Annotated in this window: 23 protein-coding genes and 1 pseudogene; 15 read left to right on the forward strand and 9 right to left on the reverse strand. The window is 65.2% G+C overall.

Annotated features, from left to right (window positions below; translation table 11 throughout):
* Positions 1-2 precede the first annotated feature (2 nt).
* Genes eutB through doeB form a run of 4 tightly spaced genes read left to right on the forward strand, consistent with a single transcriptional unit; the run spans position 3 to position 4,201 of the window.
* Positions 3-989 (forward strand): hydroxyectoine utilization dehydratase EutB, encoded by a 987-nt coding sequence (eutB, locus tag J6595_RS15135; RefSeq protein ID WP_209595410.1) that lies wholly within the window; start codon positions 3-5, stop codon positions 987-989.
* Positions 989-1,981: an ectoine utilization protein EutC gene (eutC, locus tag J6595_RS15140; RefSeq protein WP_209595411.1), complete on the forward strand. Its 993-nt coding sequence runs from the start codon at positions 989-991 to the stop codon at positions 1,979-1,981. Before eutB ends, eutC begins: the two co-directional genes overlap by 1 nt.
* Positions 1,982-1,997: 16 nt before the next feature.
* On the forward strand, positions 1,998-3,179 hold the full coding sequence (doeA, locus tag J6595_RS15145; protein ID WP_209595412.1) for an ectoine hydrolase DoeA: 1,182 nt from the start codon (positions 1,998-2,000) through the stop codon (positions 3,177-3,179).
* A gap of 5 nt (positions 3,180-3,184) precedes the next feature.
* Positions 3,185-4,201 (forward strand): N(2)-acetyl-L-2,4-diaminobutanoate deacetylase DoeB, encoded by a 1,017-nt coding sequence (doeB, locus tag J6595_RS15150; protein WP_209595413.1) that lies wholly within the window; start codon positions 3,185-3,187, stop codon positions 4,199-4,201.
* Positions 4,202-4,273: 72 nt separating this feature from the next.
* On the opposite strand, the gene J6595_RS15155 is transcribed toward doeB, so the two are convergent.
* From J6595_RS15155 to J6595_RS15175, 5 genes are all read right to left on the reverse strand, one after another.
* A complete protein-coding gene (locus J6595_RS15155) occupies positions 4,274-4,903 on the reverse strand; it encodes an isochorismatase family protein (RefSeq protein ID WP_209595414.1) in 630 nt (209 codons plus the stop codon).
* A gap of 84 nt (positions 4,904-4,987) precedes the next feature.
* Positions 4,988-6,019, reverse strand: a complete 1,032-nt coding sequence (locus J6595_RS15160; RefSeq protein WP_209595415.1) for a 2,5-dihydroxypyridine 5,6-dioxygenase NicX family protein — start codon at positions 6,017-6,019, stop codon at positions 4,988-4,990.
* A gap of 53 nt (positions 6,020-6,072) precedes the next feature.
* Complete coding sequence (locus J6595_RS15165) at positions 6,073-6,855, reverse strand: alpha/beta fold hydrolase (protein WP_209595416.1); 783 nt, start codon at positions 6,853-6,855, stop codon at positions 6,073-6,075.
* 36 nt (positions 6,856-6,891) lie between these two features.
* A complete protein-coding gene (locus J6595_RS15170) occupies positions 6,892-7,641 on the reverse strand; it encodes a maleate cis-trans isomerase family protein (protein WP_483414002.1) in 750 nt (249 codons plus the stop codon).
* A 153-nt stretch (positions 7,642-7,794) separates the two neighbouring features.
* Positions 7,795-8,241 (reverse strand): MarR family winged helix-turn-helix transcriptional regulator, encoded by a 447-nt coding sequence (locus tag J6595_RS15175; protein ID WP_342453213.1) that lies wholly within the window; start codon positions 8,239-8,241, stop codon positions 7,795-7,797.
* A gap of 206 nt (positions 8,242-8,447) precedes the next feature.
* Here J6595_RS15175 and J6595_RS22570 point away from each other — a divergent pair, with 206 nt between their 5' ends.
* The 4 genes and pseudogenes from J6595_RS22570 (at position 8,448) to J6595_RS15185 (ending at position 13,741) form a co-directional block, all read left to right on the forward strand.
* A complete protein-coding gene (locus J6595_RS22570) occupies positions 8,448-9,005 on the forward strand; it encodes a (2Fe-2S)-binding protein (protein ID WP_245198470.1) in 558 nt (185 codons plus the stop codon).
* A pseudogene (locus J6595_RS15180) lies at positions 8,996-11,638 on the forward strand (xanthine dehydrogenase family protein molybdopterin-binding subunit); the annotation flags it as partial. The gene J6595_RS22570 and the pseudogene J6595_RS15180, both read left to right, overlap by 10 nt.
* Before the next feature lie 438 nt (positions 11,639-12,076).
* On the forward strand, positions 12,077-12,514 hold the full coding sequence (locus J6595_RS22575) for a c-type cytochrome (protein ID WP_245198499.1): 438 nt from the start codon (positions 12,077-12,079) through the stop codon (positions 12,512-12,514).
* 84 nt (positions 12,515-12,598) lie between these two features.
* Positions 12,599-13,741 (forward strand): FAD-dependent monooxygenase, encoded by a 1,143-nt coding sequence (locus tag J6595_RS15185; protein ID WP_209595419.1) that lies wholly within the window; start codon positions 12,599-12,601, stop codon positions 13,739-13,741.
* 82 nt (positions 13,742-13,823) lie between these two features.
* Here J6595_RS15185 and J6595_RS15190 read toward each other — a convergent pair whose 3' ends face one another.
* From J6595_RS15190 to J6595_RS15205, 4 genes are all read right to left on the reverse strand, one after another.
* On the reverse strand, positions 13,824-14,834 hold the full coding sequence (locus J6595_RS15190; protein WP_209595479.1) for a zinc-binding alcohol dehydrogenase family protein: 1,011 nt from the start codon (positions 14,832-14,834) through the stop codon (positions 13,824-13,826).
* A gap of 40 nt (positions 14,835-14,874) precedes the next feature.
* Positions 14,875-15,648, reverse strand: coding sequence for an ATP-binding cassette domain-containing protein (locus J6595_RS15195; protein WP_209595420.1), 774 nt, complete (start codon positions 15,646-15,648; stop codon positions 14,875-14,877).
* Positions 15,649-15,768: 120 nt separating this feature from the next.
* On the reverse strand, positions 15,769-16,710 hold the full coding sequence (locus J6595_RS15200) for an ABC transporter substrate-binding protein (protein ID WP_425342160.1): 942 nt from the start codon (positions 16,708-16,710) through the stop codon (positions 15,769-15,771).
* 87 nt (positions 16,711-16,797) lie between these two features.
* Positions 16,798-17,844: an ABC transporter permease gene (locus J6595_RS15205; protein WP_209595422.1), complete on the reverse strand. Its 1,047-nt coding sequence runs from the start codon at positions 17,842-17,844 to the stop codon at positions 16,798-16,800.
* 201 nt (positions 17,845-18,045) lie between these two features.
* On the opposite strand from J6595_RS15205, the gene J6595_RS15210 reads away from it, so the two are divergent.
* The 7 genes from J6595_RS15210 to J6595_RS15240 all read left to right on the forward strand — a co-directional run bounded on the left by J6595_RS15210 (position 18,046) and on the right by J6595_RS15240 (position 26,392).
* Complete coding sequence (locus J6595_RS15210) at positions 18,046-18,963, forward strand: GntR family transcriptional regulator (RefSeq protein WP_209595423.1); 918 nt, start codon at positions 18,046-18,048, stop codon at positions 18,961-18,963.
* Between the two features lie 157 nt (positions 18,964-19,120).
* Positions 19,121-20,638 carry a sugar ABC transporter ATP-binding protein gene (locus J6595_RS15215; RefSeq protein ID WP_342453214.1) on the forward strand — a complete coding sequence of 506 codons (1,518 nt, stop codon included), beginning with the start codon at positions 19,121-19,123 and terminating at the stop codon, positions 20,636-20,638.
* A 165-nt stretch (positions 20,639-20,803) separates the two neighbouring features.
* A complete protein-coding gene (locus J6595_RS15220) occupies positions 20,804-21,886 on the forward strand; it encodes an ABC transporter permease (RefSeq protein ID WP_209595425.1) in 1,083 nt (360 codons plus the stop codon).
* 5 nt (positions 21,887-21,891) lie between these two features.
* Positions 21,892-23,001: an ABC transporter substrate-binding protein gene (locus tag J6595_RS15225; RefSeq protein ID WP_209595480.1), complete on the forward strand. Its 1,110-nt coding sequence runs from the start codon at positions 21,892-21,894 to the stop codon at positions 22,999-23,001.
* 171 nt (positions 23,002-23,172) lie between these two features.
* On the forward strand, positions 23,173-24,087 hold the full coding sequence (locus J6595_RS15230; protein ID WP_209595426.1) for an SMP-30/gluconolactonase/LRE family protein: 915 nt from the start codon (positions 23,173-23,175) through the stop codon (positions 24,085-24,087).
* Between the two features lie 299 nt (positions 24,088-24,386).
* A complete protein-coding gene (locus J6595_RS15235; protein ID WP_209595427.1) occupies positions 24,387-24,968 on the forward strand; it encodes a DUF4142 domain-containing protein in 582 nt (193 codons plus the stop codon).
* A gap of 266 nt (positions 24,969-25,234) precedes the next feature.
* Positions 25,235-26,392, forward strand: a complete 1,158-nt coding sequence (locus J6595_RS15240) for a GGDEF domain-containing protein (protein WP_209595428.1) — start codon at positions 25,235-25,237, stop codon at positions 26,390-26,392.
* Positions 26,393-26,417: the final 25 nt, after the last annotated feature.

Consider the following 26,417-nt stretch of genomic DNA (forward strand, 5'->3'; position numbering starts at 1 on the left):
TCATGGAAGCCGTCACGATTTCCGCCATCGAAGCCGCCGCCGACCGGATTGCCGGCCATGTCCGCCGCACGCCGATGGCGAATTCGGCCTCGCTCTCCGAACTCTGCGGCGCGCCGGTTCATCTGAAGCTGGAGCATTGGCAAGAGACCGGTGCCTTCAAGCTGCGCGGCGCGACCAATGCCGTGCTTTCGCTGAGCGATGAAGAGCGGGCGCGCGGCGTCGTCGCGGCCTCCACCGGCAATCACGGCCGGGCGCTCGCCCATGCGGCGAAGAAGGCCGGCGCGCGCTGCACCGTCTCAATGTCGAAGCTAGTGCCGCAGAACAAGCTCGACGCCATTGCCGCGCTCGGCGCCGAGATCCGCATCGTCGGAAACAGCCAGGACGACGCGCAGATCGAGGTCGACCGGCTGGCGCGCGAGGACGGCATGGTGCCGCTGCCGCCCTTCGATCACCCCGACATCATCGCCGGCCAGGGCACGATCGGCCTCGAGATTGTGAAGGATCTGCCCGATGCCGAGACGGTTCTCGTGCCCCTCTCCGGGGGCGGGCTGATCGCCGGCGTGGCGGCGGCAATCAAGGCGCAAGCGCCGGGCACGCGGATCGTCGGCATCTCCATGGCGCGCGGCGCGGCGATGCAGGCGAGCCTTGCCGCCGGTCATCCGGTCGAGGTGAAGGAGCTGCCGACGCTGGCCGATTCCCTCGGCGGCGGCATCGGCCTCGACAACCGCCTGACCTTTCAGATGGTGCGCGACCTCGTCGATGAGGTCGTGCTGCTCACCGAAGCCGAGATCGCGGCGGGCATGCGCCACGCTTACTTTCAGGAGCGCGAAATCCTCGAAGGCGGTGCCGCCGTCGGCATTGCCGCTCTCCTCGCGGGCAAGGTCGAGGCGCGCGGGCCCATCGTCGCGCTTTTGTCCGGTCGCAACGTCGCCATGGACCTACACGCCCGTATCATGGCCGGGGCAAACGGGTTGGAGGAGGCCGCTTGATGCCGCAGATCCGTATTCTCACAGAGGCCGAGCTGCGCCAGTTCGTCAGCCTCGACATCGAAACCATCGACGCCATCGAGGCGGCGTTTGCCGCGCTGGCGACGAAGCCGGTGGCGATGCCGCCGATCATGCGGCTCGACATTCCCGAGCATCGCGGCGAGGTGGACGTGAAGACCGCCTATGTGCCGGGCTTGTCCGGCTTCGCGATCAAGGTCAGCCCGGGCTTCTTCGACAATCCAAAGCTCGGCCTTCCGAGCGTCAACGGCCTGATGATGCTGATGTCCTCGACGACCGGCCTCGTCGAAGCGCTGTTCCTCGACAATGGCTATCTGACCGACGTCCGGACCGCTGCTGCCGGTGCCGTCGCCGCCCGCCATCTGGCGCGCTCGGACGCCTCGGTCGCGGCGATCTTCGGCGCCGGCGTCCAGGCGCGGCTGCAGCTTGAGGCGCTGACGCTTGTGCGTCCGATCCGCGAGGCGCGGATCTGGGCGCGCGATGCCGCCAAGGCGTCGAAGGCGGCGACCGAGCTGACCGAGGCCCTGGGTTTCAAGGTGACGGCGCATGCCGATCCCCACGCGGCCATCGATGGTGCCGAGATTATCGTAACCACCACGCCTTCCGAAACGCCGATCCTGACGGCCGACTGGCTCCAGCCCGGCCAGCATGTCACCGCCATGGGCTCCGACGCGGAGCACAAGAACGAGATCGATCCGGCCGCCCTCGCCCGCGCCGACCTTTATGTCGCCGACAGCCTGAACCAGACGCGACGGCTGGGTGAGCTGCACCATGCCATCGCGGCCGGGCTCATTACGGCGAACGAGGGTTTTCCCGAACTCGGTCAGATCGTTGCCGGCCTTTGTGAAGGTCGAACCTCCCATGACGCCATCACCCTCGCCGACCTGACCGGAACCGGCGTTCAGGACACGGCGATCGCGACCCTCACCCATGCCCGCGCGCTTGCCAGCGATCGTGGCACACAGTTCAACACCTGACAGGAAAGACGGCCCGATGGCGGCGCCCCAGCTCAAATTCACCCGCGAGGAATATGCCGCGCGGCTTGCCAAGACCCGAAAGGCCATGGCGGCCAAGGGCGTCGATGCCCTCTGGGTCTCCGACCCCTCCAACATGGCCTGGCTGACGGGCTATGACGGCTGGTCCTTCTATGTCCATCAGGGCGTGCTCGTGCCGCCGGAGGGCGAGCCGATCTGGTTCGGCCGCGGCCAGGACGGCAATGGCGCCAAGCGCACCGCCTATATCGGCCACGACAACATCGTCGGCTATGCCGACCATTATGTCCAGTCGACCGAGCGCCACCCGATGCAGGCGCTGTCGGCGCTGATCAAGGATCGCGGTCTTGATCGCATGACCATCGGCGTCGAGATGGACAATTACTGGTTCTCGGCCGCCGCCTTTGAGACCATGCGCCGCGAACTGCCCGAGGCGCGCTTCGTCGACGCGACGGCGCTGGTCAACTGGCAGCGCGCGGAAAAGAGCCCGCAGGAGCTCGACTACATGCGCATCGCCGGGCGCATCGTCGGCAAGATGCACGAGCGGATCGTCGAGAAGATCGAGCCCGGCATGCGCAAGAACGATCTCGTCGCCGAGATCTATGATGCCGGCACGCGCGGCGTCGACGGTTACGGCGGCGACTATCCGGCGATCGTGCCGCTGCTACCATCGGGCGCCGACGCTTCCGCGCCGCATCTCACCTGGGACGACCGGCCGATGCAGACCGGCGAAGGCACATTCTTCGAGATCGCCGGCTGCTACAACCGCTATCACTGCCCCTTGTCGCGCACGGTCTTTCTCGGCAAGCCAAGCCAGGCCTTCCTCGACGCCGAGAAGGCGACGCTGGAAGGCATGGAGGCCGGCCTCGAAGCCGCAAAGCCCGGAAACACCTGCGAAGACATCGCGAATGGCTTCTTCGCGGTCCTGAAGAAATACGGGATCATCAAGGACAACCGCACCGGCTATCCCATCGGTCTCAGCTATCCGCCGGACTGGGGCGAGCGGACCATGAGCCTTCGCCCCGGCGACAAGACGGTGCTGAAGCCCGGCATGACCTTCCATTTCATGACCGGCCTGTGGCTCGAGGACATGGGCCTCGAGATCACCGAGAGCCTCGCCATCACAGAGACCGGCTACGAACTCCTCGCCGACGTGCCGCGCAAGCTCTTCGTGAAGGACTGACGATCATGTTCGGACCCGAACCCATCGCCGAACTGCCGCCCTCGCCCGTCGTCGCCAAGGTCGAGTTCGAGGCCGATGGCATCCATCACGGCTATCTCCGGATGCCCTACAGCCGCGACGATAGCGCCTGGGGCTCGATCCTGACGCCGATCACCGTCGCGAAGAACGGCGACGGGCCGACGGCGCTTGTGACCGGGGGCAATCACGGCGACGAATATGAAGGGCCGATCGCGCTCTTCGATCTCGCCCGCAATCTCGATCTGTCGGACGTCTCGGGGCGGATCATCATCGTCCCGGCGCTGAACTATCCGGCCTTTCGCGCCGGCACGCGCACCTCGCCGATCGACAAGGGCAATCTCAACCGCTCCTTTCCGGGGCGGCCTTTCGGACAGCCGACCGAGAAGATCGCCGACTTCGTCACCCGCAATCTCCTGCCGATGGCGGACATCGTCCTCGACTTTCATTCCGGCGGCAAGACGCTCGACTTCCTGCCGTTTGCGGCAGCCCACATCCTCGACGACAAAAAGCAGGAGGCGGCCTGCTTTGCCGCCGTCAGGGCGTTCGGCGCGCCCTATTCGGTGAAGATGCTGGAGATCGACGCCGTCGGCATGTTCGACACCACGGCCGAAGCGATGGGCAAGGTCTTCGTGACGACCGAACTCGGCGGCGGCGGCACGGCGAGCGCCCGCACGGCGGGTATCGCCAAGCGCGGCGTCAGGGACGTCCTGCGCCATGCCGGCATCCTCAAGGGCGAGCCGGAGATCCGCGAGACCCGCTGGCTCGACATGCCGGACGACCGCTGCTTCACCTTCTCGGAAATCGACGGGCTGATGGAGCCGCTGGTCGATCTCGGCGAACCGGTGAAAAAAGGCCAGCCGATCGGCCGATCCTGGCCGATCGACCGCACCGGCGAGGAACCCTACACCTATACCGCCAAGATGGACGGCATCCTCGTCGCCAGGCACTTCCCGGGCCTCGTCAAGGCCGGCGACTGCATCGCCGTTCTCGGCGTGCTCGGTTGACGGAGATCGCCAGAGGCCCGAGCGAAGGTCAAAGTGACGTCCCGCGCCTTTGAAGGCGCGGGACCGGCGACCTCAACTTTCGGCGATGCCTTGCAGCCAGGCGAGCACGTCCGCGCTATCGGTCACGTCAGCGTATTTCTGGCCCATGTCGTAGAGATTGGCGTCGTGTGGGGCCTTCGCCCGGTCGGCGCAGCAATCGGCCGGCACGAGCGTGTTGAAGCCGGACTGCACCGCATCGACGACGCTCGCCCTGACGCAGCCGGACGTCGTCGCGCCGGTGACGACGAGGGTGTCGACGCCGGCACCGGTGAGAATGGCCGCAAGGTTGGTGCCGAAGAAGGCCGACGCGCCGTGCTTGACGATGAGGGCGTCCGCGTCGGTCATGCCGCAACGCTCGTCGATCTCGACGAGACGCGTTCCGATCTTCAGTGCCGCCATGCCCGTCGCCTTCTTCAGCCAGGGCAGGCTTTCGGCTTCGAGCGGCGTGTAGGCGATGGTCGTATAGATCACCGGCATTCCGGCGTCGCGGGCGAAATCGGTCAGCCGGCGCGTCGCGGCGATTTCGGCGGTCATGTCGGCCGCGGTCGGATATTGCGTATCGGAAAAGCCGTAGGAGAAGTCGACGACGAGGATCGCCGGCTTTGTCCCGCGGGGAACGCTCGCACCGAAGCCGGCGTCCTTGTAGACGGTTTCCTGGGTCATGCGGCTTTCCGGCAGATCGGGTGGAGGATGTTGGCGTAAGTCCGCCGCGACCCGGTGAGGCCGCGGCGGAAGTCGGCGAGACGCTCAGTGGCGCTCCATCTGCATTTCCTTGACGACGATGTCGCCGTCGATGACGATCGGCTCGTCGTCGAGGAAGAGCGAGCAGCCGCGCATCGGGATGTCGAGGTGGCAGGGCGTGTCGTTGGGGCCCCCGAGCTCGTTGTTCGGGCCGGTGGAGAACATGACGTTGCCGTAGAAGGAGCGCGGCTCCATGCCCATGCCGCCCGGGAACTCGCCCGGCACCATGCCGTGCCACTTGGCGTTCGGATTCATGCCCCAGCCGACATGGCTCATGCCCATGCCGCGCGGATCGTTGAAGGCGCCCATGTAGGATTTGACCAGATCGGCATCGAGCCCGCCCCGGATGTCGGTTACCCAGCCCTTTTCGATCGTGTAGGTGATCGGGTCGCGCACATACATGTTCTGCGGCAGGAGGATGTCGCCCTGCGCGACGACGATCTGCCCGTCGACGCCGTCGTCGTCACCACCGGTGAAGACGAAGCCCGACGGCCAGTGATCCCAGCGGCCCGCCTCGTCCGTGCAGGCATATTCGGTGATCGTCGGATAGGTGTTGAGCTTGTAGGTGACGTCGGTGCCGTGCGGCGAGGTGATGCGCATCACCTTCGCCTTCGACAGGAGCTCGCCGCCGATCTCGACCTTCTCGCGGATCTCCTTGGTCGGCAGCATGCGGGCGAGCAGCTCCGGCGGCTCGACGGCGGTGAGGATGCGGGTGCCGGCGGCCTGGATCGCCATCTGCTCGGGCGAGAACAGAAGGAAGATGCAGTCGATCAGCATGTCGGCCTTCTTCAGGGCCTCCACCGCATCGGGCATCGCGGCGAGCCCGGTCTGGCCGACGGCCCAGGCACCGACCGGCGGCACGGCGGGAAGCCGCATGTGATACATCTTGGCGCCGAGGCGCTGGCCCGCCGCCATGAAGGCGTCGGCATAGTCGAGGCGCTCCGAGCCCTGCGTCAGGACGACGAGCTTCTCGCCCTCGTGAACGCCCGACATCTTGAGCTGATGCAGGCAGATTTCAGTGAAGCTGAACTGATCCATTCTCGCTCTCCTTCTCTCGGTGAGATCGCCCTTTGCGGCGATCGGCTTGGCTGTCAGGCCGAAAAATCCATGACGGCTTCAAGGAAACCGTCGAAATCGTCCCAGGGGATCATGTGACCGGCATTCGCGACCGTCCTGACCTCGATCCCGGGCGCAAGCTCCTTGATCTCGGCGACGTCCTCTTCGCCGATCACCGGCGCGGCGCCGGCGACGACGAGGCGCATCGGCAGCGTCAGATGCGGCAGGTCCTGATGGATGTCGTCGGTGTGGAAGCCCTTGAAGGCGGTGTCGATGGCGTCGAGCTGGCAGGTGTGGAGCCATTCGGCCCGAAGCGCCCGCTGCTCCTCGGTCCAGGTCGGGCAGAATTCCTTCATGTCCTCGGCTGAGCAGCCGCGATCGGCCATGAGGATCGAATCCTCGTACCAGGGCCATTTCGACGGATATTCGCGGCGGCCGGGGCCCGAGACCGGCGGATCAACGAGGACGAGGCCGGAGAATACGTCCGGCGCAAGGCGGGCGGCGCGAATGGCGTTTCTCGCGCCCATGGAATGGCCGAGGACGATCGGCTTGCCGAGCCCGGCCACCTTCGCGACCTCGACGGCGTCCTTCGCCATCGCGTCAAGAGAATAATCGAGCTCGCCGGCCTGGGATAGGCCGCGCCCGCGCACGTCTAGAACATGGACGTCGAAGCGCTCCGCCAGCTTCTCGGCGACGAAGCCCCAGGTGATCGCCGGCGAGGTGATGCCGGGAATGAGCAGCATCGTCTCGCCCTCGCCCGGATAGTGGATGAGATGCTGGCGAATGCCGTTGGCGTGAACGTTATAGCCGAAAGCCATGGTCGTTCCTCCTTGAATGGGTGGGCGGGCGCCGGCTCAGTAGAGACCCGAGAGCAGCGTGCCGCCGCCGGGCACGCGCGTGTCGAGATCGAGGGCCTTGAGCATCGACCAGGTGGTGGCGATCGCCGCCGTCAGCACCGGCTTGCCGGTCATCGCCTCGACCATCGAGACGGCGGCGAGCGACGGCATCTGCACGCAGGCCGACAGGACGATCGCATCGACGTCGCCGACCTCGAGTTCGGAGACGATGCCGGGCAGCTTGCCGGTGTCGTGAGCGGCGACGGCGAGATTGTCGGAGATTTCGAGCGCCCGCGAGGTCGAGACCTCGATGCCCTCATTGGCGATGTAGTCGACGACCATGGCGGTCAGCGGCTTCATATAGGGCGCGACGACCGCGACCTTCTTCGCGCCGACGGCCTTGATGCCCTCGCACAATGCGCCGGCCGACGTCACCACCGGAGCCGGATTGCCGTTGTCGACCGTTACCTGATGCAGGCGCTTGGCCGACGCGTTGTGGTAGCCATGGCCCATCGACATGATCGCGACGAGGCAGGCATAGCCCATCACATCGACCCGGGCGTCGGAGAGTTCGGCCGCGCAGCGGTCGCTCTCACCGTCCATCGCGGCCAGCTCTTCCTTCGTCACATGCTTCATACGCATGCGCGAGGAGTGGTAGGTGAAGCGCTCCGGCGCGATGGTCTCGCGCAGGCGCAGCAAAGCCGGGATCTCCGTCTCCATGGTGACGTTGGAACTCGGGACGATCTGCCCGATGCGGATCGGCTTCATGGGCGCAACCTCAATCTTGTCATGAGGCCGATGCTACAGATTGTTTGTGTAGAAACAAGTTCCCTTGTCGGGATTTTTTGGCAGAGCAGCGATATCAAGGAGTTGGGTGGGATTGCTCCCGAGGGCCTTCGGACAACCGCGCCGCGCACGGGTTCAGCACAGCCTCGCCAACAGCGTCATGAAGGTCTGGCGTTCGGCCTCGTCCAGCGGTTCGAGGGTGGCTTCGGTGATTCCCGTCACGACCGGGATCGCATCGCGGACCAGCGTGCGGCCCTTTTCGGTCGAACGCAGGAGATAGCGCCGCTTGTCCCGCGGGTCGCGCTCCGTGGTGATCAGCCCGTTGTTCTCAAGCCGTGAGATCACCCCCTTGGTGGTCGCGGCGTCCATCGCGACGAGACGTCCAAGGGCATTCTGCGAAATCGGCTCGCGTTCCGCGAACAGCCTGAACAGCGTCGAGAACTGCGTCGGGGTCAATCCGCCGATCATGTTCTTGGCGAAGATCGTCATGTGGCGCTGATAGGCCTTGCGCAACAGGAAACCGACCTGTTCGTCGAGCACATAGCCGAGGAAGGCTTCCTCTTTTCGGGTCGCTTCTGCCACGCTTGCATGCCTTTCGTGTTGGCGGTTACCCGCCCTCGTTGCCATGTCGTCAGCACCACGGCAAGCGCCCGGCGACCGTTGCCTCCCCGCGTCAAACCGGAGGGAGGGTTGCAAGCCTTCCCGATTTCAGATTGTTTGTACACAAGCAAAATTTGAGATCACCGACGACTCCTTCCCGAAGGGGTCGCCCTACGGGAGTGTTCACCATGAACCGCTCGATCGAAGTCACAGTGAATGGCGCGCATCACGCCCTCACGATCGACGAGCGCCGAACCCTGCTCGACGTTCTGCGAAGCGATCTGCGCGTCACCGGCCCGAAATACGGCTGCGGACTTGCCCAATGCGGGGCGTGCACGGTGCTCGTCGGCGGCGCACCGGCCCGCAGCTGCGTGATGCGCGCGGCCAAGGCGAACGGCGCCGAGATCGTGACGCTGGAAGGTCTCTCAGATCCCGTGTCGGGCACGCTTCATCCCGTGCAGCAGGGTTTCGTCGACGCGGCAGGCGCCCAGTGCGGCTACTGTCTCAGCGGCATGGTCATGACGGCGGTCGCCTTGCTCGAAAACGAAAGCGATCCCAGCGAGGCCAGGGTGCGGGACGCGCTCAAACATAATCTTTGCCGGTGCGGCACACACAAGGAGATCATCGCCTCGGTGATGCGGGCTTCAGAACTGATGCGGCGGGAAAGGCCGGCCAAAGCCGGAGACGGCGAGCCTTTCAGCGACGGCGGCGCAGATGCTCGCCGCAGCGAGGGACCCCGCGCGTGACGTCACAGTTCGGACGCATCGCCGTCTTTCGCGACGATCTCGGACCGCGCGAGGTTTTCCTCACCTTCGACACTTCGGGCGTTGCAATCGGTTTCAACGGCCATGTCGATCTCGGCACCGGCATCGAGACGGCGCTCGCGCAGATCGTCGCCGAAGAGCTCGACCTGCCCGTCCAGCGCGTCAGGATGGTGCTTGGCGACACTGAACGGACCCCCAACCAGGGAGCGACGATCGCCTCGGAAACGATCCAGGTCGCGGCCGTGCCGCTGCGCCATTCGGCAGCCCAGATCCGGCGCGAACTCGCCTTACGCGGTGCGCGCCGGCTGAACGCTTCGCCGCAGGGCGTCACGCTCGAGGCCGGCGAAGTGCGCTTCAAGGATGCCAGGGTCAGCTATGAGAGCCTGATTGCCGGCGAAGACATCGCTCTCAGGCTCGATCTCCTTACGCCGGTGAAGCGCCCGGAGGACTACTGTGTCGTCGGAAAATCGACCCCGCGCGTCGATCTTCCGGCGAAGGTGACCGGCACGCATCCTTATGTTCACGACATCTTCGTCGAGAACATGGTCCACGGCCACATGGTCCGGCCGCCCTATGCCGGCCGCGACAGCGGCGAGTTCATCGGGAAAAGCCTCCTGTCATTCGACGAGACGGCGGTGCGGGACATGCCGGGCTTCGTAGCCGTCGTGCGGCAGGGTGACTTTCTCGGCGTCGTCGCCGAGCGCGCCGACCAGGCCGAACGGATCGCCGCGGCACTGCCGGCCCGGTGGCTGACGCCGCCGCCTCTGCCGGACATGGCAAGCCTCGCCGATACGATCCGCGCGCAGCCGTCCAAGCCGCGATCCTGCGACGCGACTGGCGACTTTGCCGCGGGCATCGCCGAATGCGACAAGCGGCTTTCGCGCAGCTATGTGTGGCCGTACCACATGCACGCGTCGATCGGCCCGTCCTGCGCGATCGCCGACTGGAACGACGGTGAACCCGTCGTCTGGTCGGGAACGCAGAACCCCCACATGCTCAGGCACGATCTCGCGCAGCTGATGGCGCTTGCCGAAGCGCGGATCGACATCCGCCGCTATCAGGCCGCCGGCTGCTATGGCCGCAACTGCGCCGACGACGTGTGCGGCGACGCGCTGTTCCTTTCAAGGGCGGTCGGGCGCCCGGTCCGGGTGCAACTGACGCGCGAACAGGAGCATCTGTGGGAGCCGAAGGGTGCGGCGCAGATCATGGATGTCGAGGGCGGGCTGAAGGACGGCGCGCTCAACGCCTACGGCCTCGACTCGTGGTATCCTTCCAATCGCGGACCGAATCTGGCGCTGCTTCTGACCGGCACGATCTCGCCCGAGCCCCGCCCCTCGGACATGGGCGACCGGACGATCATCCCGCCCTACCGCATCCCCCACAAGAAGATCACCGTCCACGACGTGGCGCCGATCGTGCGCGCCGCCTGGATGCGTGGGGTTTCGGCCCTGCCCAACACCTTCGCCCATGAGAGCTTCGTCGACGAGATGGCGTTCGAGGCCGGCGAGGATCCCGTCGCCTTCCGGCTCGCCCATATCGACGATCCCCGCACGGCGCAGCTGATGCGCGAAAGCGCCGAAAAGGGCGGATGGGAACCAAGGACGGCCCCGCGCAAACGGCGCGAAGGCCGCATGGCCTATGGTCAGGGCTTTGCTTTTGCGACCTATGTGCACGGTACGTTTCCGGGAACGGCGGCGGCGGCGGCGGCCTGGGTCTGCGACGTCGCGGTCGACATGGAGACCGGCGAAGTTTCGCTGACCCGTGTCTTCGTCGGCCAGGATCAGGGCCTCGTCATCAATCCGGACGGCGTTCGCCACCAGATCCACGGCAACGTCAACCAGACGGCCGGGCGCGTCCTGAAGGAAAACCTCAGCTTCGACGAGGTCACCGTGACGCCGAAGAGCTGGGCGACCTACCCGCTGCAGACGTTTCCCGAGACGCCCGAGATCGAGACGATGCTGGTCGAGCGCTCCGGCGATCCGGCGCTCGGCGTCGGCGAAAGCGCCGCCGTGCCGGCTGCCGCCGCGATCGCCAACGCCATCTTCGATGCGACGGGCGTCCGGATGCGCGAGGCGCCGTTCACGCCCGAAAAAATGCGTGCGGCGCTCGGCATTCACGACGGAGCGCCGGAAGCCGCCCTCGCCGGCCCGGTGGCCAGACCCGGTTGGCGCCAGCGCCTTTCGGCAAAAAGGCTCGGCGCGAAAGGCGTCGGCCTTGCCGCACTGCTTGGCGGCTCGCTGACGGCGGGAGCGCTGGCCCTGCCGATCCACCGCGCGATCCCGCCGGCGGCCGCTCCCGGCGCCGCGAGCTTCTCGCCGGAGCTTATCGCGAAAGGACGGGACGTCTTTGCCGCGGGCAACTGCGCCGACTGCCATACGGCCGAAGGTGGCGCGGCCAATGCAGGCGGACTGGCGGTCGAGACGTCCTTCGGCCGGATCTACACGTCGAACATCACGCCCGACCCTGAGACGGGCCTTGGAAACTGGAGCTACGCGGCCTTCGAGCGGGCCATGCGCCAAGGCATTTCCCGCGACGGGACGAACCTTTATCCGGCCTTCCCTTACACCTCCTTTGCGAAGATGACCGGCGACGACATGTTCGCCCTTTACGCCTATCTGCAGACGCTCGAGCCCGTGACGAAGGCAACGCCAAGCGCTGAGATGGCCGTGCCGTTCAATCTGCGGCCGCTGAATGCCGCCTGGAACGCGATCTTTCACGATGCGAGACCGCTCGAGCCCCAGCCCGAACAGAGCGCGGAATGGAATCGCGGGCGTTATCTCGTCGAGGCGGCGGGCCATTGCAGCGTCTGCCACTCTCCGCGCAACGCGCTCGGTGCCGAAAAGACGGGCGAGAAGGCGCTCACCGGCGCACTCGTCAAGGGCTGGTATGCTCCGGCGATCGCAGGTCCCGAGGCGACAGGCTTCGGTTGGAACGATGAGAGCTTCTATGAGTATCTGCGGAACGGAAGTGCCCACGGCCTTGCCGCCGCGGCCGGCCCGATGGCAGACGTCGTCGCCAATCTGAAGGCGCTGCCCGACGCCGATATCCGCTCGATGGCGGTCTATCTCGCATCACTTTCCCAAGGCAGCTCTGTGACGGCATCCGATATTGCCGCGACCGATCCCGGCTCCCCGTCTCCGCGGCCGGTTTCGGTGCCGACGATTTTGCCCGACGCGGTTCACCGCCTGTTCGAGAGCGCATGCGCGTCCTGCCACGAACCGGCGATCAGCAACCTCGCGACAGCAGCGCAGATTCCTTTGTCGCGCACGCCGGCGCTTCGCTCGGGCGATCTTGAGGCGATCCGCACCGTCGTCCGCGACGGCATCGAGGCGCCGCTTTCGCTCGACACCCGCGACATGCCAGCTTTCGGCAGGGAACTCACGGTCCGGCAGATCGACGATCTGGCGGCCTATGTGCAGGCTCGCTACCGGCCGAAAAGGGCCGCCGGCCTTGAGGAGACCAGCCCGGCGCAACCGTCCGGAATCCGCTGACAGCCGGGCCGGCTCGCACGGGGCTTTACACCGATCGAATATTTGTTAGTATACAAACAAATATTCGAGTGACAGGACAGTGCCATGACTACCATCGAAAAAGTCGACATCGCGATCATCGGTGCGGGGCTCGGGGGCGCCGCCGCCATGGCCCTCCTCTACAAGGCGGGCTTTGCGGTCCACACCTTCGAACAGGCGCCGGAATTCACGCGGCTGGGCGCGGGCATCCACATCGGCCCGAACGTGATGAAGATCTTTCGCGAGATCGGGCTGGAGCAGCATCTCGCCGATGTCGGCTCGCACCCCGATTACTGGTTCTCGCGCGATGGCAATACCGGCGAGTATCTGTCGAAGATCCGCCTCGGCGACTTCGCCAAAAAGGAATACGGCGCCCCCTATATCACCATCCATCGCGGCGACATGCATGCCGTCCAGATCGAGGCGCTGCCGCAGGATCGGGTGCATTTCGGCTACAAGCTCGTCGATATCGAGGAGCGCGAGGACGAGGTCCTGCTCTCCTTCGAGAATGGCCAGCAGATCGCGGCGGGGTTGGTAATCGGCGCCGACGGCATCAATTCGGCGATCCGCGAGAAGCTGCTCGGCGTCGAGAAGCCGCGCTTTTCCGGCTGGATCGGCCACCGCGCGCTGATCAACATGGACAAGCTGCGCGCCTCGGGTCTCGAATTCGAGCCCTGCGTCAAATGGTGGTGGGAGGCGTCGCGCCATATCATGGCCTATGCCACGAAGCGGGACCATTCCGAATATTACTACGTCACCGGCGTGCCGGTGGATGGCTGGGAGCACGAGGCGAGCTTCGTCGATTCTTCGCGCGAGGAGATGGAGGCGATCTTCGGCAGTTCGCATCCGGTGGTGAACGCCCTGATCGACGCCACGGAAGAGGTGACGAAATGGCCGTTCCTCAACCGCGATCCGCTCAACCTGTGGAGCCGCGGACGCCTCTGTCTTCTGGGCGACGCCTGCCACCCGATGCGCCCGCACATGGCCCAGGGCGCCTGCATGGCGATCGAGGACGCCGCCGTCCTGGCCCGCTCATTGACGGAGACGGGCGAAGAGAACTATGAAGAGGCTTTCCGGATCTACGAGGAGGCCCGGCGCGATCGCGCGACCAAGGTGCAGACGATCTCCAACGCCAACACCTGGCTCAAGGAGCCGGAGGATCCCGCCTGGGTCTACGCCTATGATCCAATGACCGTGTCGCTGGGCTGAGCCTTGGCCTTTGCAGCTCGTACGGATGCGGGTGATCGCTTCGCCCGTATCGCCTCGACCCCGCAACGACGCGCGGACGTGATCAATCGGCGACCGTGACGATCGCCTTGACGATCTCGCCGCGATCGGCGCTCCATTCTGCCAGGACGGCGGCGACTTCGCCCCATGTCGCGGAATGGGTCTTGAGCTTCGCGGCATCGATGGCGCCGTTCGAAAGCGCGGTCTTCACCGTCTCGAAATCCTCGCGCGTGGCGTTGCGGCTGCCCATCAGCGTCATTTCGCGCTTGTGGAATTCGGGATCGAGAAAGCTGATCCGGTCCTTGACGACGCTGACGAGAACATAGGTGCCGCCATGGCCGACGAGAGCAAAGCCGGCCTCGATCGCGCGGGCACTGCCGGTCGCGTCGAAGACGACATCGAAACCGTCTCCCCCGGTTGCGGCCAAAAGGGCGCCCGAACCGTCCGACAGGAGATGGGCGTGTTCGAAGCCAAAATTTGCGCGCAGCGTCGCAAGCCGCGCCGCATTGGCGTCGAGGAGATGGACCTCTGCGCCCTGCCCCTCGGCGAAGAGCGCGGTGCCAAGGCCGATCGGGCCGAGGCCGACGACGAGCACCCGGTCTTTGGCGGTCAGGCCGGAGCGGCGCACGGCATGAGCGCCGATGGCCAGAAACTCGACCATCGCCGCCTCGTCGGGGCTGAGATCGCCGGCAGGATAGAGATTGCCCGCCGGCACGGCGATCCGCTCGGTCAGCCCGCCGTCCCTGTGAACGCCGAGGACGGCGATGTTCGTGCAGCAGTTCGGCCTGCCGCGCCGGCACGCCCGGCAGGTGCCGCAGGACAGATACGGGTTGACGATGACGAGCTCGTCCTTGCCGAAGCCGGCGCCCGCTTCCACGACGCGGCCGCTGAGTTCGTGGCCGATGACGCGGGGATAGTCGAAGAAGGGCTGGTTGCCCGCGATGATGTGGTAGTCGGTGCCGCAGATGCCGACGCGGGCGATGTCGACCAACACCCAGCCGTCCGGCGCGCTCTCGGGCCTTGGCCGCGCATCCAGCCGCAGCCGGCCAGGCGCCTCGACGACGAGGGCCTGCATGGTCTCTCCCTCGCCGTCCTCGGGCCCGGCTTCATCGCTCTCATGCTGCACGGCGGTCGCTCCAGTCGGCGGGCAGTTCGCCCTTGATGATCAGGCTGAGGACGTCGTCTTTCGACACCTGATCGATGGCGTAGTCGCCGACATTGCGGCCGTTGTTCATCACCATCACCCGGTCGCAGAGCCGGAACACGTCGTGCATGTCGTGGCAGACGAGGAAGATGCCGATCCCCTCCGATCGCAGCTTTTCGACGAGGCTCGAGACCATCTCGGTCTCGGAGGGACCGAGCGCCGCCGTCGGCTCGTCCATGATCAGCACCTTCGCCTCGAAATGGATGGCCCTCGCGATGGCGATCACCTGGCGCTGGCCGCCCGACATGGCGCTGACCGGCACGGTGAGGTTCTTGAAATTGGGATTGAGCCGGTGGAGCACGCTCTCGGCCTCGCGCAGCATGCGCTTCTTGTCGAGATTTCCGAGCCAGGTCTTGAGTTCGCGCCCGAGAAAGAGATTGGCCGGCGCGTCGAGATGGTCGGCCAGCGCCAGCGTCTGGTAGATCGTCTCGATGCCATGATCGCGCGCCGCCGAGGGCGTCGGGATCTCGATCTTCTCGCCGCGCAGGAAAATCTCGCCGGACGAGGCGGCCATCGCGCCGGACAAAATGCGCATCAGGCAGGACTTGCCCGCGCCGTTGTGGCCGAGAACACCCACGACCTCGCCGGGATTGAGCGAAATCGACACGTCCCGGACGGCGTGGAGCCCGCCGAAATGCTTGGAAATGTGCCGCATCTCGACGAGCGGCGTTGCGCCATTCTGCATGATCGAGCCTTGGTTGACCGGCTGCCCTTCGTCGCCTTGAGGCGGAAAAGTGGCGCCGCGTGTTTCGGAAGGCGCGGACGGCGCCGACACGCCGCCCGCAGCGATCTCGCGAAAGCCGCCTCAGTAGAGGACGTTCTGGGCTTCCGGGCTGTCGATATTGTCCTTGGTGACGATGACGACGCCGGTATTGACGAAGGGCTCGACAGTCTTGCCCTCGATCAGGTCGATGACCGTATCGACGCCCTTCTCGCCCATCTGAAACGAGCCCTGGACGGCGATGGCGTCGAGTGTCCCGTCTCTCACCATGGCCTGCAGGTCCTCGTTGCCGTCAAAGCCCAGCGCGACGATCTGGCCCTTCTTGCCGGCCTGCTCGATCGCCCGGCCCATGCCGACGGCCGTCGGCTCGTTGGCGCCGAAGATGCCCTTGAGGTCGGGATTGGCGGCCAGTGTGTCGGTTGTCTGGTTCAAGGCGGTGGCCATCTGCGACTGAGAGTAGAGCGTCGAGACGATCTTCAGGTCGGAGTTCTTGGCGATATAGTCCTTGAAGCCGCCGACGCGGCCGATCTCCGAACCAACGCCCGGCACGTAGGACATGACGGCGATGTTGCCGGTCTTGCCGACGCGGTCGATCATCTCTTTCGCCATCGCCTCCCCGGCCGCCTTGTTGTCGGTGGAAAGGAAGGACTGGTAATATTCCTTGCCGCCATCGGCGAGGAGGCTGTCGATGATGACGACCGGAATGCCGTTCTCATAGGCGCGCTTCACCGGCGGGATCAGCGCCTCGGGGTCGGAGGGCGCGAGCACGATGCCCTTGACGCCGCGATTGATGGCGTTCTCGACGAGATTGACCTCGTCGGAAATCGCCGACTCCGTCGCCGGCCCGTCGAAGCTCATCGTATAGCCGTCGTGCTTCTTGATCGCGGCGGACGCGCCCTTGTTGACGTTCTGCCAGAAGTTCGAGGAGTTGGTCTTGACGATGACCGCGATCTCCTGCGCCGAGGCGGCTCCCGCGAAGGCCGTCGCGACACCCGCCAGAATGGTCGCGGCTGCGAGTTTCCCGATGAAATTCATGCCTGTTCCTCCCGTTATGCGGCCGAAGCGGCCGTTCGTTCCCAGTTTGCTGCGATGGCCGGCACCTCCCGTGCCGCCTCACCGCCGGTTGCGCAGCTGATCGACATAGACGGCGCCGATGACGACGCAGCCGATGACGATCTGCTGGATGAAGGACGACACCCCGGCCATGTTCAGGCCATTGCGCAGGATGCCGATGATGAAGGCGCCGATCATCGTGCCGGAGATCGTCCCGGCGCCGCCCATCAGCGAGGCGCCGCCGATGACGGCTGCCGCGATCGCGTCGAGCTCGGCCATGACGCCCTCGCTCGGCTGCGCCGTGACCAGCCGCGACATCAGGACGAGGCCGGCGAGACCGGCCATGAAGCCCGACAGCGAATAGGCAAAGAGCTTGGTGCGCCAGACGCTGACGCCCGAAAGATGCGCCGCCTCCTCGTTCGAGCCGACGGCATAGACATGCCGGCCGATGCCGCGCTTGTGCAGCACATAGGCGATGATCACGGCGGCAACGAGAAGCAGGATCGCCGGATAGGGAATGCCGGGAAACACCACCTTCGGAAAGCCGTTGGGCGCCTTTTCGACGATCCGGAAAAGCGCGCCGTTGCCGAGCCGGCCGAAGGCATCGCCGAGTTGCGAGACCGGTGCGGCGCCGGTGATCTGTAGCGCGACCCCCCGGGCAATCAGCATCATGCCGAGCGTCGCGATGAAGGGCGTGATCCTCAGCTTCGTGACGATGAGGCCGTTGAGGAAGCCGCAGAAGGTGCCGACCGCGACGCCGCCGGCAAACCCGACTGGCACGGACCATCCCGCCTTGACCAGAAGACCGGCCGCGACGCCGGACAGCGCCAGCACGGAGCCCACCGAAAGATCGATCCCGCCGGTGATGATGACCACCGTCATGCCGAGGCCGAGCAGGCCGATCACCGCCGTCTGCAGCAGGATCGTCATCGCATTGGCCGATGACAGGAAGGCGCCGTTGACGAAGGAAAAGGCGATCACCAGGACGACCAGCGTCGCCAGCGCCGAAAGCTTCTGGATCAGGTCCCCCTGCCGGGGAAGCGACGCGGCGATGCCGATCAGGTCGAGATCGCCTGGCTTGGATGTCGAGCCTTCGACCTGGCTCATCCACAGTCTCCCATTCGCCCCGCCGCGACCGTCGCAGCACGACACGCTGCGCAAGATCTTCGCCGAAGGTCTTTCACCCGACTGGCATTCAGCCTGCCGGGCCTCCCGGACGAAAGACTAGACAGTCGCTGCAAATGCGGTCAATGGTTTTTAATTATTTCCGTACAATCCGGAAAAATGCGCTAAATATCAATCGACTGGATGGACGGTACGAAAGTCGTGGCCAGGACCAACACCCGTTTCAAGACCGCCTACAATGCGCTTCTCGCCCGGCTGGACACCTGGCCGGAAGAGACGCCGCTTCCGTCCGAGGCGGTGATTGCGGACTGGCTCTCCGTCAGCCGGACTGTCGCGCGCTCGGTCCTCCGGGAACTCGACGAAGCCAAGATCGTCGACTGGCGCGGGCGACGGAAGGATCTCCTGCGCCGTCCACTCCCCTCGGACCGCTTTTCTCTGACCGAGCTGCGATCCGGCAGTGAAAAGGTCGAGCGGGCCTTTCTGGAATGGATCCTGCGCCGGGACGTACCGCCAGACACCCGGCTCAACGTGCGCGACCTGTCGCGGCGCTTTTCCGTCAGCCCCTCGTCGGTGACCGAATTTCTCAGCGGGTTCAGCCGGTTCGGCCTCGTGCGACGCGAGGGGCGCGACGGATGGATGCTCGACGGCTTCACCCCGCAATATGCCATGGAGCTTTCGGATTTTCGCCAGATGATCGAGATCGACGCCGCGCTCCGCTTCGCCGCGCTGGGCGGAGAGCATCCGGTCTGGGCAGAACTCGAGGCGATGGAACGCGAACATCACCGGATCCTCGACGAAATCGAGGTCTCCTTCCACGACTTCTCCGCGCTCGACGACCGGTTCCACGCGACCATCGTCGCGCAGAGCCAAAACCGTTTCGCTCTGGAGTTCCAGAACCTCATCTCCTTCGTCTTCCACTACCATTACCAGTGGAACAAGCGTTTCGAACGCCAGCGCAACGAGGCGGCGATCGGCGAGCACCTCGCCTATATCGCAGCGCTTCGCTCGCAGGAGCCGGCGCGGATCGAGATCGCCGCAAGGGCCCATCTGGCAACGGCTCGCCAGACGCTCCTCGCCTCCATCGAACGACCGCAGGTCTGAGACGGGCCGGGACTGAAATCGTCGCGCAGCCATGGCCGCGACCTCTCGGCGCCCGGAGACTGGCCGGGACGTCCGCTCGAAAGGATTGTCACGACGAGCCGTTGCACTTGCTCCGGTTCCAGATATCATCGCCACTGACGGTCACGGGAGAAAACCGGTGTCGCAGCTCGTGTTCAACGACGTCCGCAAGCGGTTCGGCGGCACCGAGGCGCTCAAGGGCGTCGGCTTCGAGGTGACATCCGGCGAGGTCGTCGCGCTGCTCGGCGAAAACGGCGCCGGCAAATCGACCCTCATCAAGATCCTCGGGGGCGTCTACACGGCCGATGGCGGTCGGGTGACGATCGACGGCGCGGACTATCTCCACAAATCCCAGCGCCGCACCGGCGCGGCCCAGGCGGTCGCCTTCGTTCATCAGGATCTCGGACTGATCGAGTGGATGACGGTTGCCGAGAACGTCGCCATGGTCAACGGCTATCCACGTCGCGGCAACCGGCGTTTCGGGGCGATCGACTGGGCCGAGGCCGACCGGCGCGCCGCGTCGGCGCTTTTTCAGATCGGTTGCGACATCGATCCCCAGACCCGGGTCTCCAGCCTCTCGCGTACCGAAAAGTCGCTGGTCGCCATCGCGCGGGTGATCGGCACGGATTGCGACTTTCTCGTCCTCGACGAGCCGACCGCCAGCCTGCCGGCCGACGAGGTGGAGACGCTTTTTTCCGCCGTGCGTCGCCTGAAGGCCAAAGGGGTCGGCATCATCTATGTCTCGCACCGGCTCGACGAAATCTTCCGCATCGCCGATCGCGTCGTCGTCCTTCGCGACGGTCTGCTGGCGGGGGCGCAACCGGTCGCCAAGACGACGCCTGACGAGCTGATCGAGCTGATCGTCGGCGCGGGGACCCTGCAATCCTTCCGGAAGCCGCAGGTGCCCGAGACGCGGCCCGACGACGAGAAGAGGACCGTCACGGTCCGCAATCTTGCCAGCGATCATGCCGGCCCGGTGGATTTCGACATCAGGCCCGGCGAGATCCTCGGCCTCGTCGGCCTGCGCGGTGCCGGCCAGGAAGAGATCGGCCGATCGCTCTTCGGGGCCCTAGAGCATAGCGGCGAGGTCCGCATCGGCGGCGAGAAACTCGACCTTTCGACCATGCGCCACGCCCTCGCATCGGGGGTCGGCCTCGTGGCACGAGACCGCGCGGCGGAATCGGTGGCCGGGTCGCTTTCGATCCGTGAGAACGTCTTCCTCAATCCGCAGGCCACCGGCCGGACCCTTGCCTCGGTGCTGTCGCGCCGGACCGAAACACGGCGGGCGGGCGAAGTCGGGCGGGCGGTTGGCTTGCGCCCCAACCGGCCGGAGCTTCCCATCGAGAGCCTTTCGGGCGGCAACCAGCAGAAAGTCGTCGTCGGCCGCTGGCTGTCGACAGGCCGGCGGCTTCTGATCCTCGAAGACCCAACTTCGGGTGTCGACGTCGGGGCCAAGGCGGAGATCTACCGACTGGTCGAGAAGGCCATGGCGCAAGGCCTCTCTGTTCTGGTGGTCTCGACGGATTTCGAGGAGATCGCGACCCTGTGCCACCGGGCGCTGGTGTTCAATCGCGGCAAGATTACCGCCGAACTCGACGGCGATGCGCTGACGACGGAGGCGGTGATCGCCGCTGCCAGCGCCTCGGAGGCAGCCTAGGAAAGACGAGATGCAGATGACGGGACAAGCCGGACGGCAAGTCCCCAAGGAGACCGACAAGAGTTGAAGCGAGCCCCGAACCGGGGCCGGGTGCGGACGGGAGACCGCAGCCGGATGCGATGAATGCGGAAGGCGCCAAACGGTGTCTTCGGGAGGAAAACGAACATGAATTCGCTGAAATCGAACGCGCTCGAGCCGACGCGCGCCGAGCTTGACGGGCTCGGCCGTGGCGAGGCCGCCCTTCGGCTCCTGCCGGTCTACGGCCTACCGATCATCACCCTCGCCCTGATCGTCCTGTTCTCGATCATCCTCCCAAACACCTTCCCCACGCTCCTCAATCTGCGTTCGGTGATCTCAGACAAGGGCGTGATCGCGCTGCTGGCGCTGGCAGCGATGATCCCGATGGCGGCCGGCAAGATCGACCTGACCGTCGGCTATGCCATCGTCATCTGGCACATCCTGGCGATCAGCCTGCAGACCGTCTTCGGCATTCCTTGGCCCCTCGCAGTCCTGATCGTTCTTCTGCTCGGCGCCTTTGTCGGCTTCCTGAACGGGCTCCTCGTCGAGGTGGCGCAGATCGACAGCTTCATCGCGACGCTCGGGACCGGCACCGTGCTCTACGCGATCGCGCTCTGGTACACGGGCGGCAGGCAGGTCATCGGCATGTTGCCGGCCGGCTTTCTGGCGATCAACGGCACGATGCTCTTCGGCCTGCCGATTGCCGGGGCCTACGTGCTTCTGGTCGCCTTGGTGCTCTGGGCCGTGCTCGAATACACGCCGACCGGCCGCTATCTCTACGCCATCGGCGCCAATCCGAACGCGGCGGCCCTGAACGGGATCGACGTCAAGCGTTTCACCATCGGGGCGTTCGTCGCCTCGGGGGCCCTGACGGCGGCGGCCGGCGTTCTCCTCGCCTCCAAGCTGCGCATCGGCCAGGCGAGCGTCGGGCTCGAATATCTCCTGCCGGCTCTCGTCGGAGCCTTTCTCGGCTCGACGACCATCCGCCCCGGACGGGTCAATGTCTGGGGCACGGTGATCGGCGTCGTCATCCTCGCCGTCGGCATTTCCGGCATCCAGCAGTTTGGCGGCTCGTTCTGGGTCGAGCCGATGTTCAACGGCATGACGCTTCTGATCGCCATCGGCATTGCCGGCTACGCCCAGCGCAAGCGCGGCGCCAAAAGCGGTCTTCAGGATACCAGAAAGACGGCCATTTCCGAGCCGTCGCCAAAGGGAGGAACCACCCCATGACGTGCATCACCACCAGACGGCTGTTACTGGCGACGGCAAGCCTCGCCGCCCTCACCCTGTCACAGGGCCCCACCCGTGCCGACGCCTTTACCGACGAGGCCAAGGCTGTCGTCGAAAAGGCGGTGGCACCGGTGACCAAATGGGAAGGCCCGACCAGCGGTCCGAAGGCCGCCACGGGCAAGACGCTCGTCTATGTCGCCGGCGACATGCGAAACGGCGGCATTCTCGGCGTTGCGCAGGGCGTCAAGGAAGCGGCCGAAGCGATCGGCTGGACCTATCGCGAGATCGACGGGCAAGGCACCGTTTCGGGCCAGTCCTCGGCGCTCAGCCAGGCCGTCGCCCTGAAGCCCGACGCGATCGTCGTCGGGGGCAGCGACGCCGTCGAGCAGAAGGCCGCGCTTCAGGCCGCAAAGGACCAGGGCATCACCATCGTCGGCTGGCATGCCGGGCCGAAACCGGGCCCGATGGAAGATTCGCCGGTCTTTGCCAACGTCACCTCCGATTCGGCGGAAGTCGCAAAGGTCTCGGCGATGAAGGCGATCGCCGATTCCGATGGCAAGGCCGGCGTCGTCATCTTCGCCGATTCCACCTATGCCGTCGCCATCGCCAAGGGCCGCGCGATGGAGGAGGTCATCAAGCAATGCGCCGAATGTCAGGTGCTGTCGTTCCAGGACACGCCGCTCGCCGACGTCTCGACGCGCATCCCGCAGCTAACGACGACGCTGCTGCAGCAGAACGGCGAGAAATGGACACACTCGCTGGCGATCAACGACCTCTATTACGACTTCATGCCCCCAGCGCTCTCGGCCGCCGGCATTCCCGGCGACGGCGCGCCGCACAACATCTCGGCGGGCGACGGCTCGGAATCGGCCTATCAGCGCATCCGGGCCGGCGACTATCAGAGCGCGACGGTGCCCGAACCCTTGAACATGCAGGGCTGGCAGGTCGTCGACGAACTGAACCGGGCCTTTGCAGGACAGGAATGGTCCGGCTTCGTTCCGGGCATCCATCTGGTCACCAAGGACAATATCGGCAGTGACGGCGGCCCGAAGAACCAGTTCGACCCCGACAACGGCTATCGCGACGAATACAAGAAGATCTGGGGCGTCGAATAGCGCCCTCGGCCGGCGGCGATGCGAGGCCCCTCGCGTCGCCGCTTCCTGCCTGTTTCGAACTCCTTGCCGAGACATCGACCCTCGACGATGACTATTTGATCCGCATTCGCGGATGACGGCTCGACCGACACACTCCCCATCGTTCCGGGTTGAACGACCACGAGACATCCCATGAGCGACTACATTTTCCACGACGACCGCTTCAAGCAGCTCGTCATCTTCCACGCCCGGCTGGAAAAGCTGTGGACCGGCGGCCGCTGGGTCGAGGGCCCGGTCTATGTTCCGGCGGCCAAGAGCCTGCTGTGGTCGGACATCCCCAACGACCGCGTGATGCGCTACGACGAATGCGACGGCTCGGTCTCGGTGTTCGAACGCCCTTGCGGCTTTCACAACGGCCACACGCTCGATCATCAGGGCCGCGTCATCGCCTGCGAGCACGGCGGCCGTCGGATTTCGCGGCTCGACCATGACGGCGTCTGGCGGGGCCTCGTCGACAGGGTCGACGGAAAGCGCTTCAACTCGCCCAACGACGTCGTCGTTCATTCCGACGGGTCGATCTGGTTCACCGATCCAACCTACGGCATCGACAGCCATTACGAGGGCAAACGCGCGACCTCCGAGCTCGAGGGCAGCTACGTCTACCGCTTCGATCCCGAAACAGGCACGGTGGAAGCGATGATCCGGGACCGGCTGCGACCGAACGGCCTCGCCTTCTCGCCGGACGAGACGATCCTCTACGTCGCCGATACCGGAGCGACCCACGTTCTCGATCATCCGGTGACGATCGAGGCCTATCCGATCGGGCCGGACGGAAGGCCCGGCAAGGGCTCGACTTTCGCCACGTCTCCTGCCGGCCTCTTCGACGGCTTCCGGGTCGATGGCGAGGGCAATGTCTGGACGTCGACGGCGCGAGGCGTTTCGGTCTACGCAGCGGACGGCAGCCATCTCGGCGAGATCCCGGTTCCGGAGCTGGTCTCGAATCTCACTTTTGGCGGAGCCAAGCGAAACCGGCTCTACATTACCGGCCAGACCTCGATCTACGCCATCTATGTCAATGCCCATGGCGCGGGCTTCGAGGATGCATGACTTTTGCACGGACCGGCACGCGAACGCGAACCGATCCAGGATGAAACATCCCGCATAATCAGCACCTTAAGACGTATCACAACACCAGTTGTCGCTTTTGCCGGCCGATGATCGGCTCGTGGAAGGCGGACGGTTGCGACCTGGCGCCCGTAGCGGCGCCCCTCCCTTGGCGCGAACCCGGCAAAGACCGATCCGGTCCAGACTAAGCATCTGATCTGGAACCAGGAATGCCGCTCCTTGCTTGACAGTCAAATCCTGGACGCGTGTCGGCCGGGACAACAACGTCAGGGAGAGCGACCATGCAGCGGAAAATCCTCGGACCCATCACGGCCTTCGTCCTCGCAGCGAGCCTCCCGGCCTTCGCGCAGAGCGAGAGAACGCCCGATGGCGGCGAAGCCATGGGCACCAACGCAATGGACACCGACAAGGGACCGACGCCTGCGCCACAGGACGTCAAGACCGCCGCAGACTTCGTGCCGCTGGCGGCCGTCGGCAACAGCTTCGAAATCGAAACGAGCAATCTCGCCCTGACGAAATCGACCGACGAGGCCGTGCGTGAGTTTGCGAGGCGAATGAACGCCGACCATTCCGAGGCTGCCGTGAAATTGCAGCAGGCGGTCGAGCAGTCCAAGAGCGGGCTTGCCATCCCGACAGGCCTCGACGCCAGACATCAGGAACTGTTGAACGAACTATCGGCAGCCGACGACGGCGACTTCGACGCCGAGTACGTCGCGATGCAGCGACAGGCCCATGAGGAGGCCGTCGCCTTGTTCAGCGCCTATTCGACGAACGGCGAGGACGGTCCGATCAAGGAAATGGCTGCTTCCACGCTCCCGACGCTGAAGGAACATCAACAAATGGTCGGCGACCTGGGAAAGTAATCTCGCCATTCCATCTAAGCTTGCCTCCAGATATAAATACAGTTTCAGATAACCGTGAACGGCATTGGAAACATGCAGAATATTGATCGCATCCTGTGGTGGACATGAACGGGCCAAGGCATACTGGCGTGAGCTTTGAATCAGCTGCCGTCAACGACCGGGACGTCGATATCGCAAGGACGTCTGTAGCGGCAGCTTGAAACAGACATGCCGGGCGCCAGATAATTGCGGGCCCGGCTGTTTGTCGATGCGCGAAGGACGTCGGGTTGGGAGATACGATCAGTCTCTTCTCTGCGGTATTCGGACTGGTACTGGCGCTCGCGTTCGTCTGCACGTTGATCTATGCCGGCATGCGCAGCCAGTCGTCGCTTTTGTGGTTGGCGGGAGCGCTGGTCAGCGGCGGTCTCGAAGTCCTCGTGTTGCGCCCCGGCACCGAACCCGTCTTGCAGACGACCTGCGCGACCATCCTGCTTCCCCTGACCTATTTCTGCGGTAGCCAGACGATCCGCCTGGCGCTTGGCCACAAGCAGGCGAGCGGCAGCTTCGTCGCGATCATCGGTCTTCTCGTCTGCGCATCGCTGGTCATGGCCGGGCTCGGGATCGAAAACCTTTACCAGACCATGCCGTTCAAGATCGCCGGCGCGATGGGGCTCGCCGACATGCTCTGGTGGACGCTGCGCGTGCGCGGCAAAAGCTTCATCGACTACGGTCTTCTCGTCGCCATCCTGGGTCTGACCGTCATCTTTCTCTTGCGAATTCCGGCTTACCCGACGGTCGGCGAAGGCTTCGTTTCGATCTACGGTATGGATCGCCCGGAAATCGAACGATTGCTTCTGTCACTGACGGCCTTCATCACGCCAGCCGCCGTCGTCCTCATCGTGGCCAAGCTCTTGAATGGCGCGATGCTGGGTTATCGCGAGAAATCGGAGCGCGACGGGCTCACCGATCTTCTCAACCGGCGTGCCTTCGAGCGAATGGCTCAGGAAAGGCACTATCGAAGCGGGGTCCTGATCCTCTGCGACATCGATCATTTCAAACGGATCAACGACAGCTACGGACATCTCGTCGGCGACGACGTCATCCGCGCGTTCGGCAAGGAACTGCGCAAGGAATGCCCGCAAGCAGCCCGGATCGGCGGAGAAGAGTTCGCGCTGCTGCTGCCGGAGGAGACCGTGCCGACCGCCGTCGCGATGACTCACGCGATCCGTGCGCGGCTCCAGTCGGTGAGCCATCCGCAGATCGACGCCGATCACAAGCTGACGGCCAGTTTCGGCATCGCGCCGCTTTCGCCGGAAGAGCCGTTTCGTGACGCCATGGAGGCAGCCGATCGCGCGCTCTACCGCGCCAAGAATGCCGGGCGCGACCGGATCGCCCTCCACCCCACCGGCATTCTGGTTCCCTCCAACACGCCGCGCGCGGCCTGAACCGGCCCAACATGACGAAAGAGCA

Origin of the sequence: Jiella mangrovi (assembly GCF_017815135.1) — a bacterium.
In the GTDB taxonomy this organism is placed as follows: domain Bacteria; phylum Pseudomonadota; class Alphaproteobacteria; order Rhizobiales; family Rhizobiaceae; genus Jiella; species Jiella mangrovi.

What these genes read in the sequence shown, in the direction of transcription:
- J6595_RS15235 (WP_209595427.1), top strand. Translation starts at nt 24,387, where the DNA reads ATGCAGCGGAAAATCCTCGGACCCATCACGGCCTTCGTCCTCGCAGCG.
- J6595_RS15160 (WP_209595415.1), bottom strand. Translation starts at nt 6,019, where the DNA reads ATGGATCAGTTCAGCTTCACTGAAATCTGCCTGCATCAGCTCAAGATG.
- eutC (WP_209595411.1), top strand. Translation starts at nt 989, where the DNA reads ATGCCGCAGATCCGTATTCTCACAGAGGCCGAGCTGCGCCAGTTCGTC.
- J6595_RS15205 (WP_209595422.1), bottom strand. Translation starts at nt 17,844, where the DNA reads ATGAGCCAGGTCGAAGGCTCGACATCCAAGCCAGGCGATCTCGACCTG.
- J6595_RS15165 (WP_209595416.1), bottom strand. Translation starts at nt 6,855, where the DNA reads ATGGCTTTCGGCTATAACGTTCACGCCAACGGCATTCGCCAGCATCTC.
- J6595_RS22575 (WP_245198499.1), top strand. Translation starts at nt 12,077, where the DNA reads ATGGCGGTCTATCTCGCATCACTTTCCCAAGGCAGCTCTGTGACGGCA.
- J6595_RS15230 (WP_209595426.1), top strand. Translation starts at nt 23,173, where the DNA reads ATGAGCGACTACATTTTCCACGACGACCGCTTCAAGCAGCTCGTCATC.
- doeB (WP_209595413.1), top strand. Translation starts at nt 3,185, where the DNA reads ATGTTCGGACCCGAACCCATCGCCGAACTGCCGCCCTCGCCCGTCGTC.
- J6595_RS15155 (WP_209595414.1), bottom strand. Translation starts at nt 4,903, where the DNA reads ATGACCCAGGAAACCGTCTACAAGGACGCCGGCTTCGGTGCGAGCGTT.
- eutB (WP_209595410.1), top strand. Translation starts at nt 3, where the DNA reads ATGGAAGCCGTCACGATTTCCGCCATCGAAGCCGCCGCCGACCGGATT.
- J6595_RS15185 (WP_209595419.1), top strand. Translation starts at nt 12,599, where the DNA reads ATGACTACCATCGAAAAAGTCGACATCGCGATCATCGGTGCGGGGCTC.
- J6595_RS15170 (WP_483414002.1), bottom strand. Translation starts at nt 7,641, where the DNA reads ATGAAGCCGATCCGCATCGGGCAGATCGTCCCGAGTTCCAACGTCACC.
- J6595_RS15195 (WP_209595420.1), bottom strand. Translation starts at nt 15,648, where the DNA reads ATGCAGAATGGCGCAACGCCGCTCGTCGAGATGCGGCACATTTCCAAG.
- J6595_RS15220 (WP_209595425.1), top strand. Translation starts at nt 20,804, where the DNA reads ATGAATTCGCTGAAATCGAACGCGCTCGAGCCGACGCGCGCCGAGCTT.
- J6595_RS22570 (WP_245198470.1), top strand. Translation starts at nt 8,448, where the DNA reads ATGAACCGCTCGATCGAAGTCACAGTGAATGGCGCGCATCACGCCCTC.
- doeA (WP_209595412.1), top strand. Translation starts at nt 1,998, where the DNA reads ATGGCGGCGCCCCAGCTCAAATTCACCCGCGAGGAATATGCCGCGCGG.
- J6595_RS15190 (WP_209595479.1), bottom strand. Translation starts at nt 14,834, where the DNA reads ATGCAGGCCCTCGTCGTCGAGGCGCCTGGCCGGCTGCGGCTGGATGCG.
- J6595_RS15210 (WP_209595423.1), top strand. Translation starts at nt 18,046, where the DNA reads ATGGACGGTACGAAAGTCGTGGCCAGGACCAACACCCGTTTCAAGACC.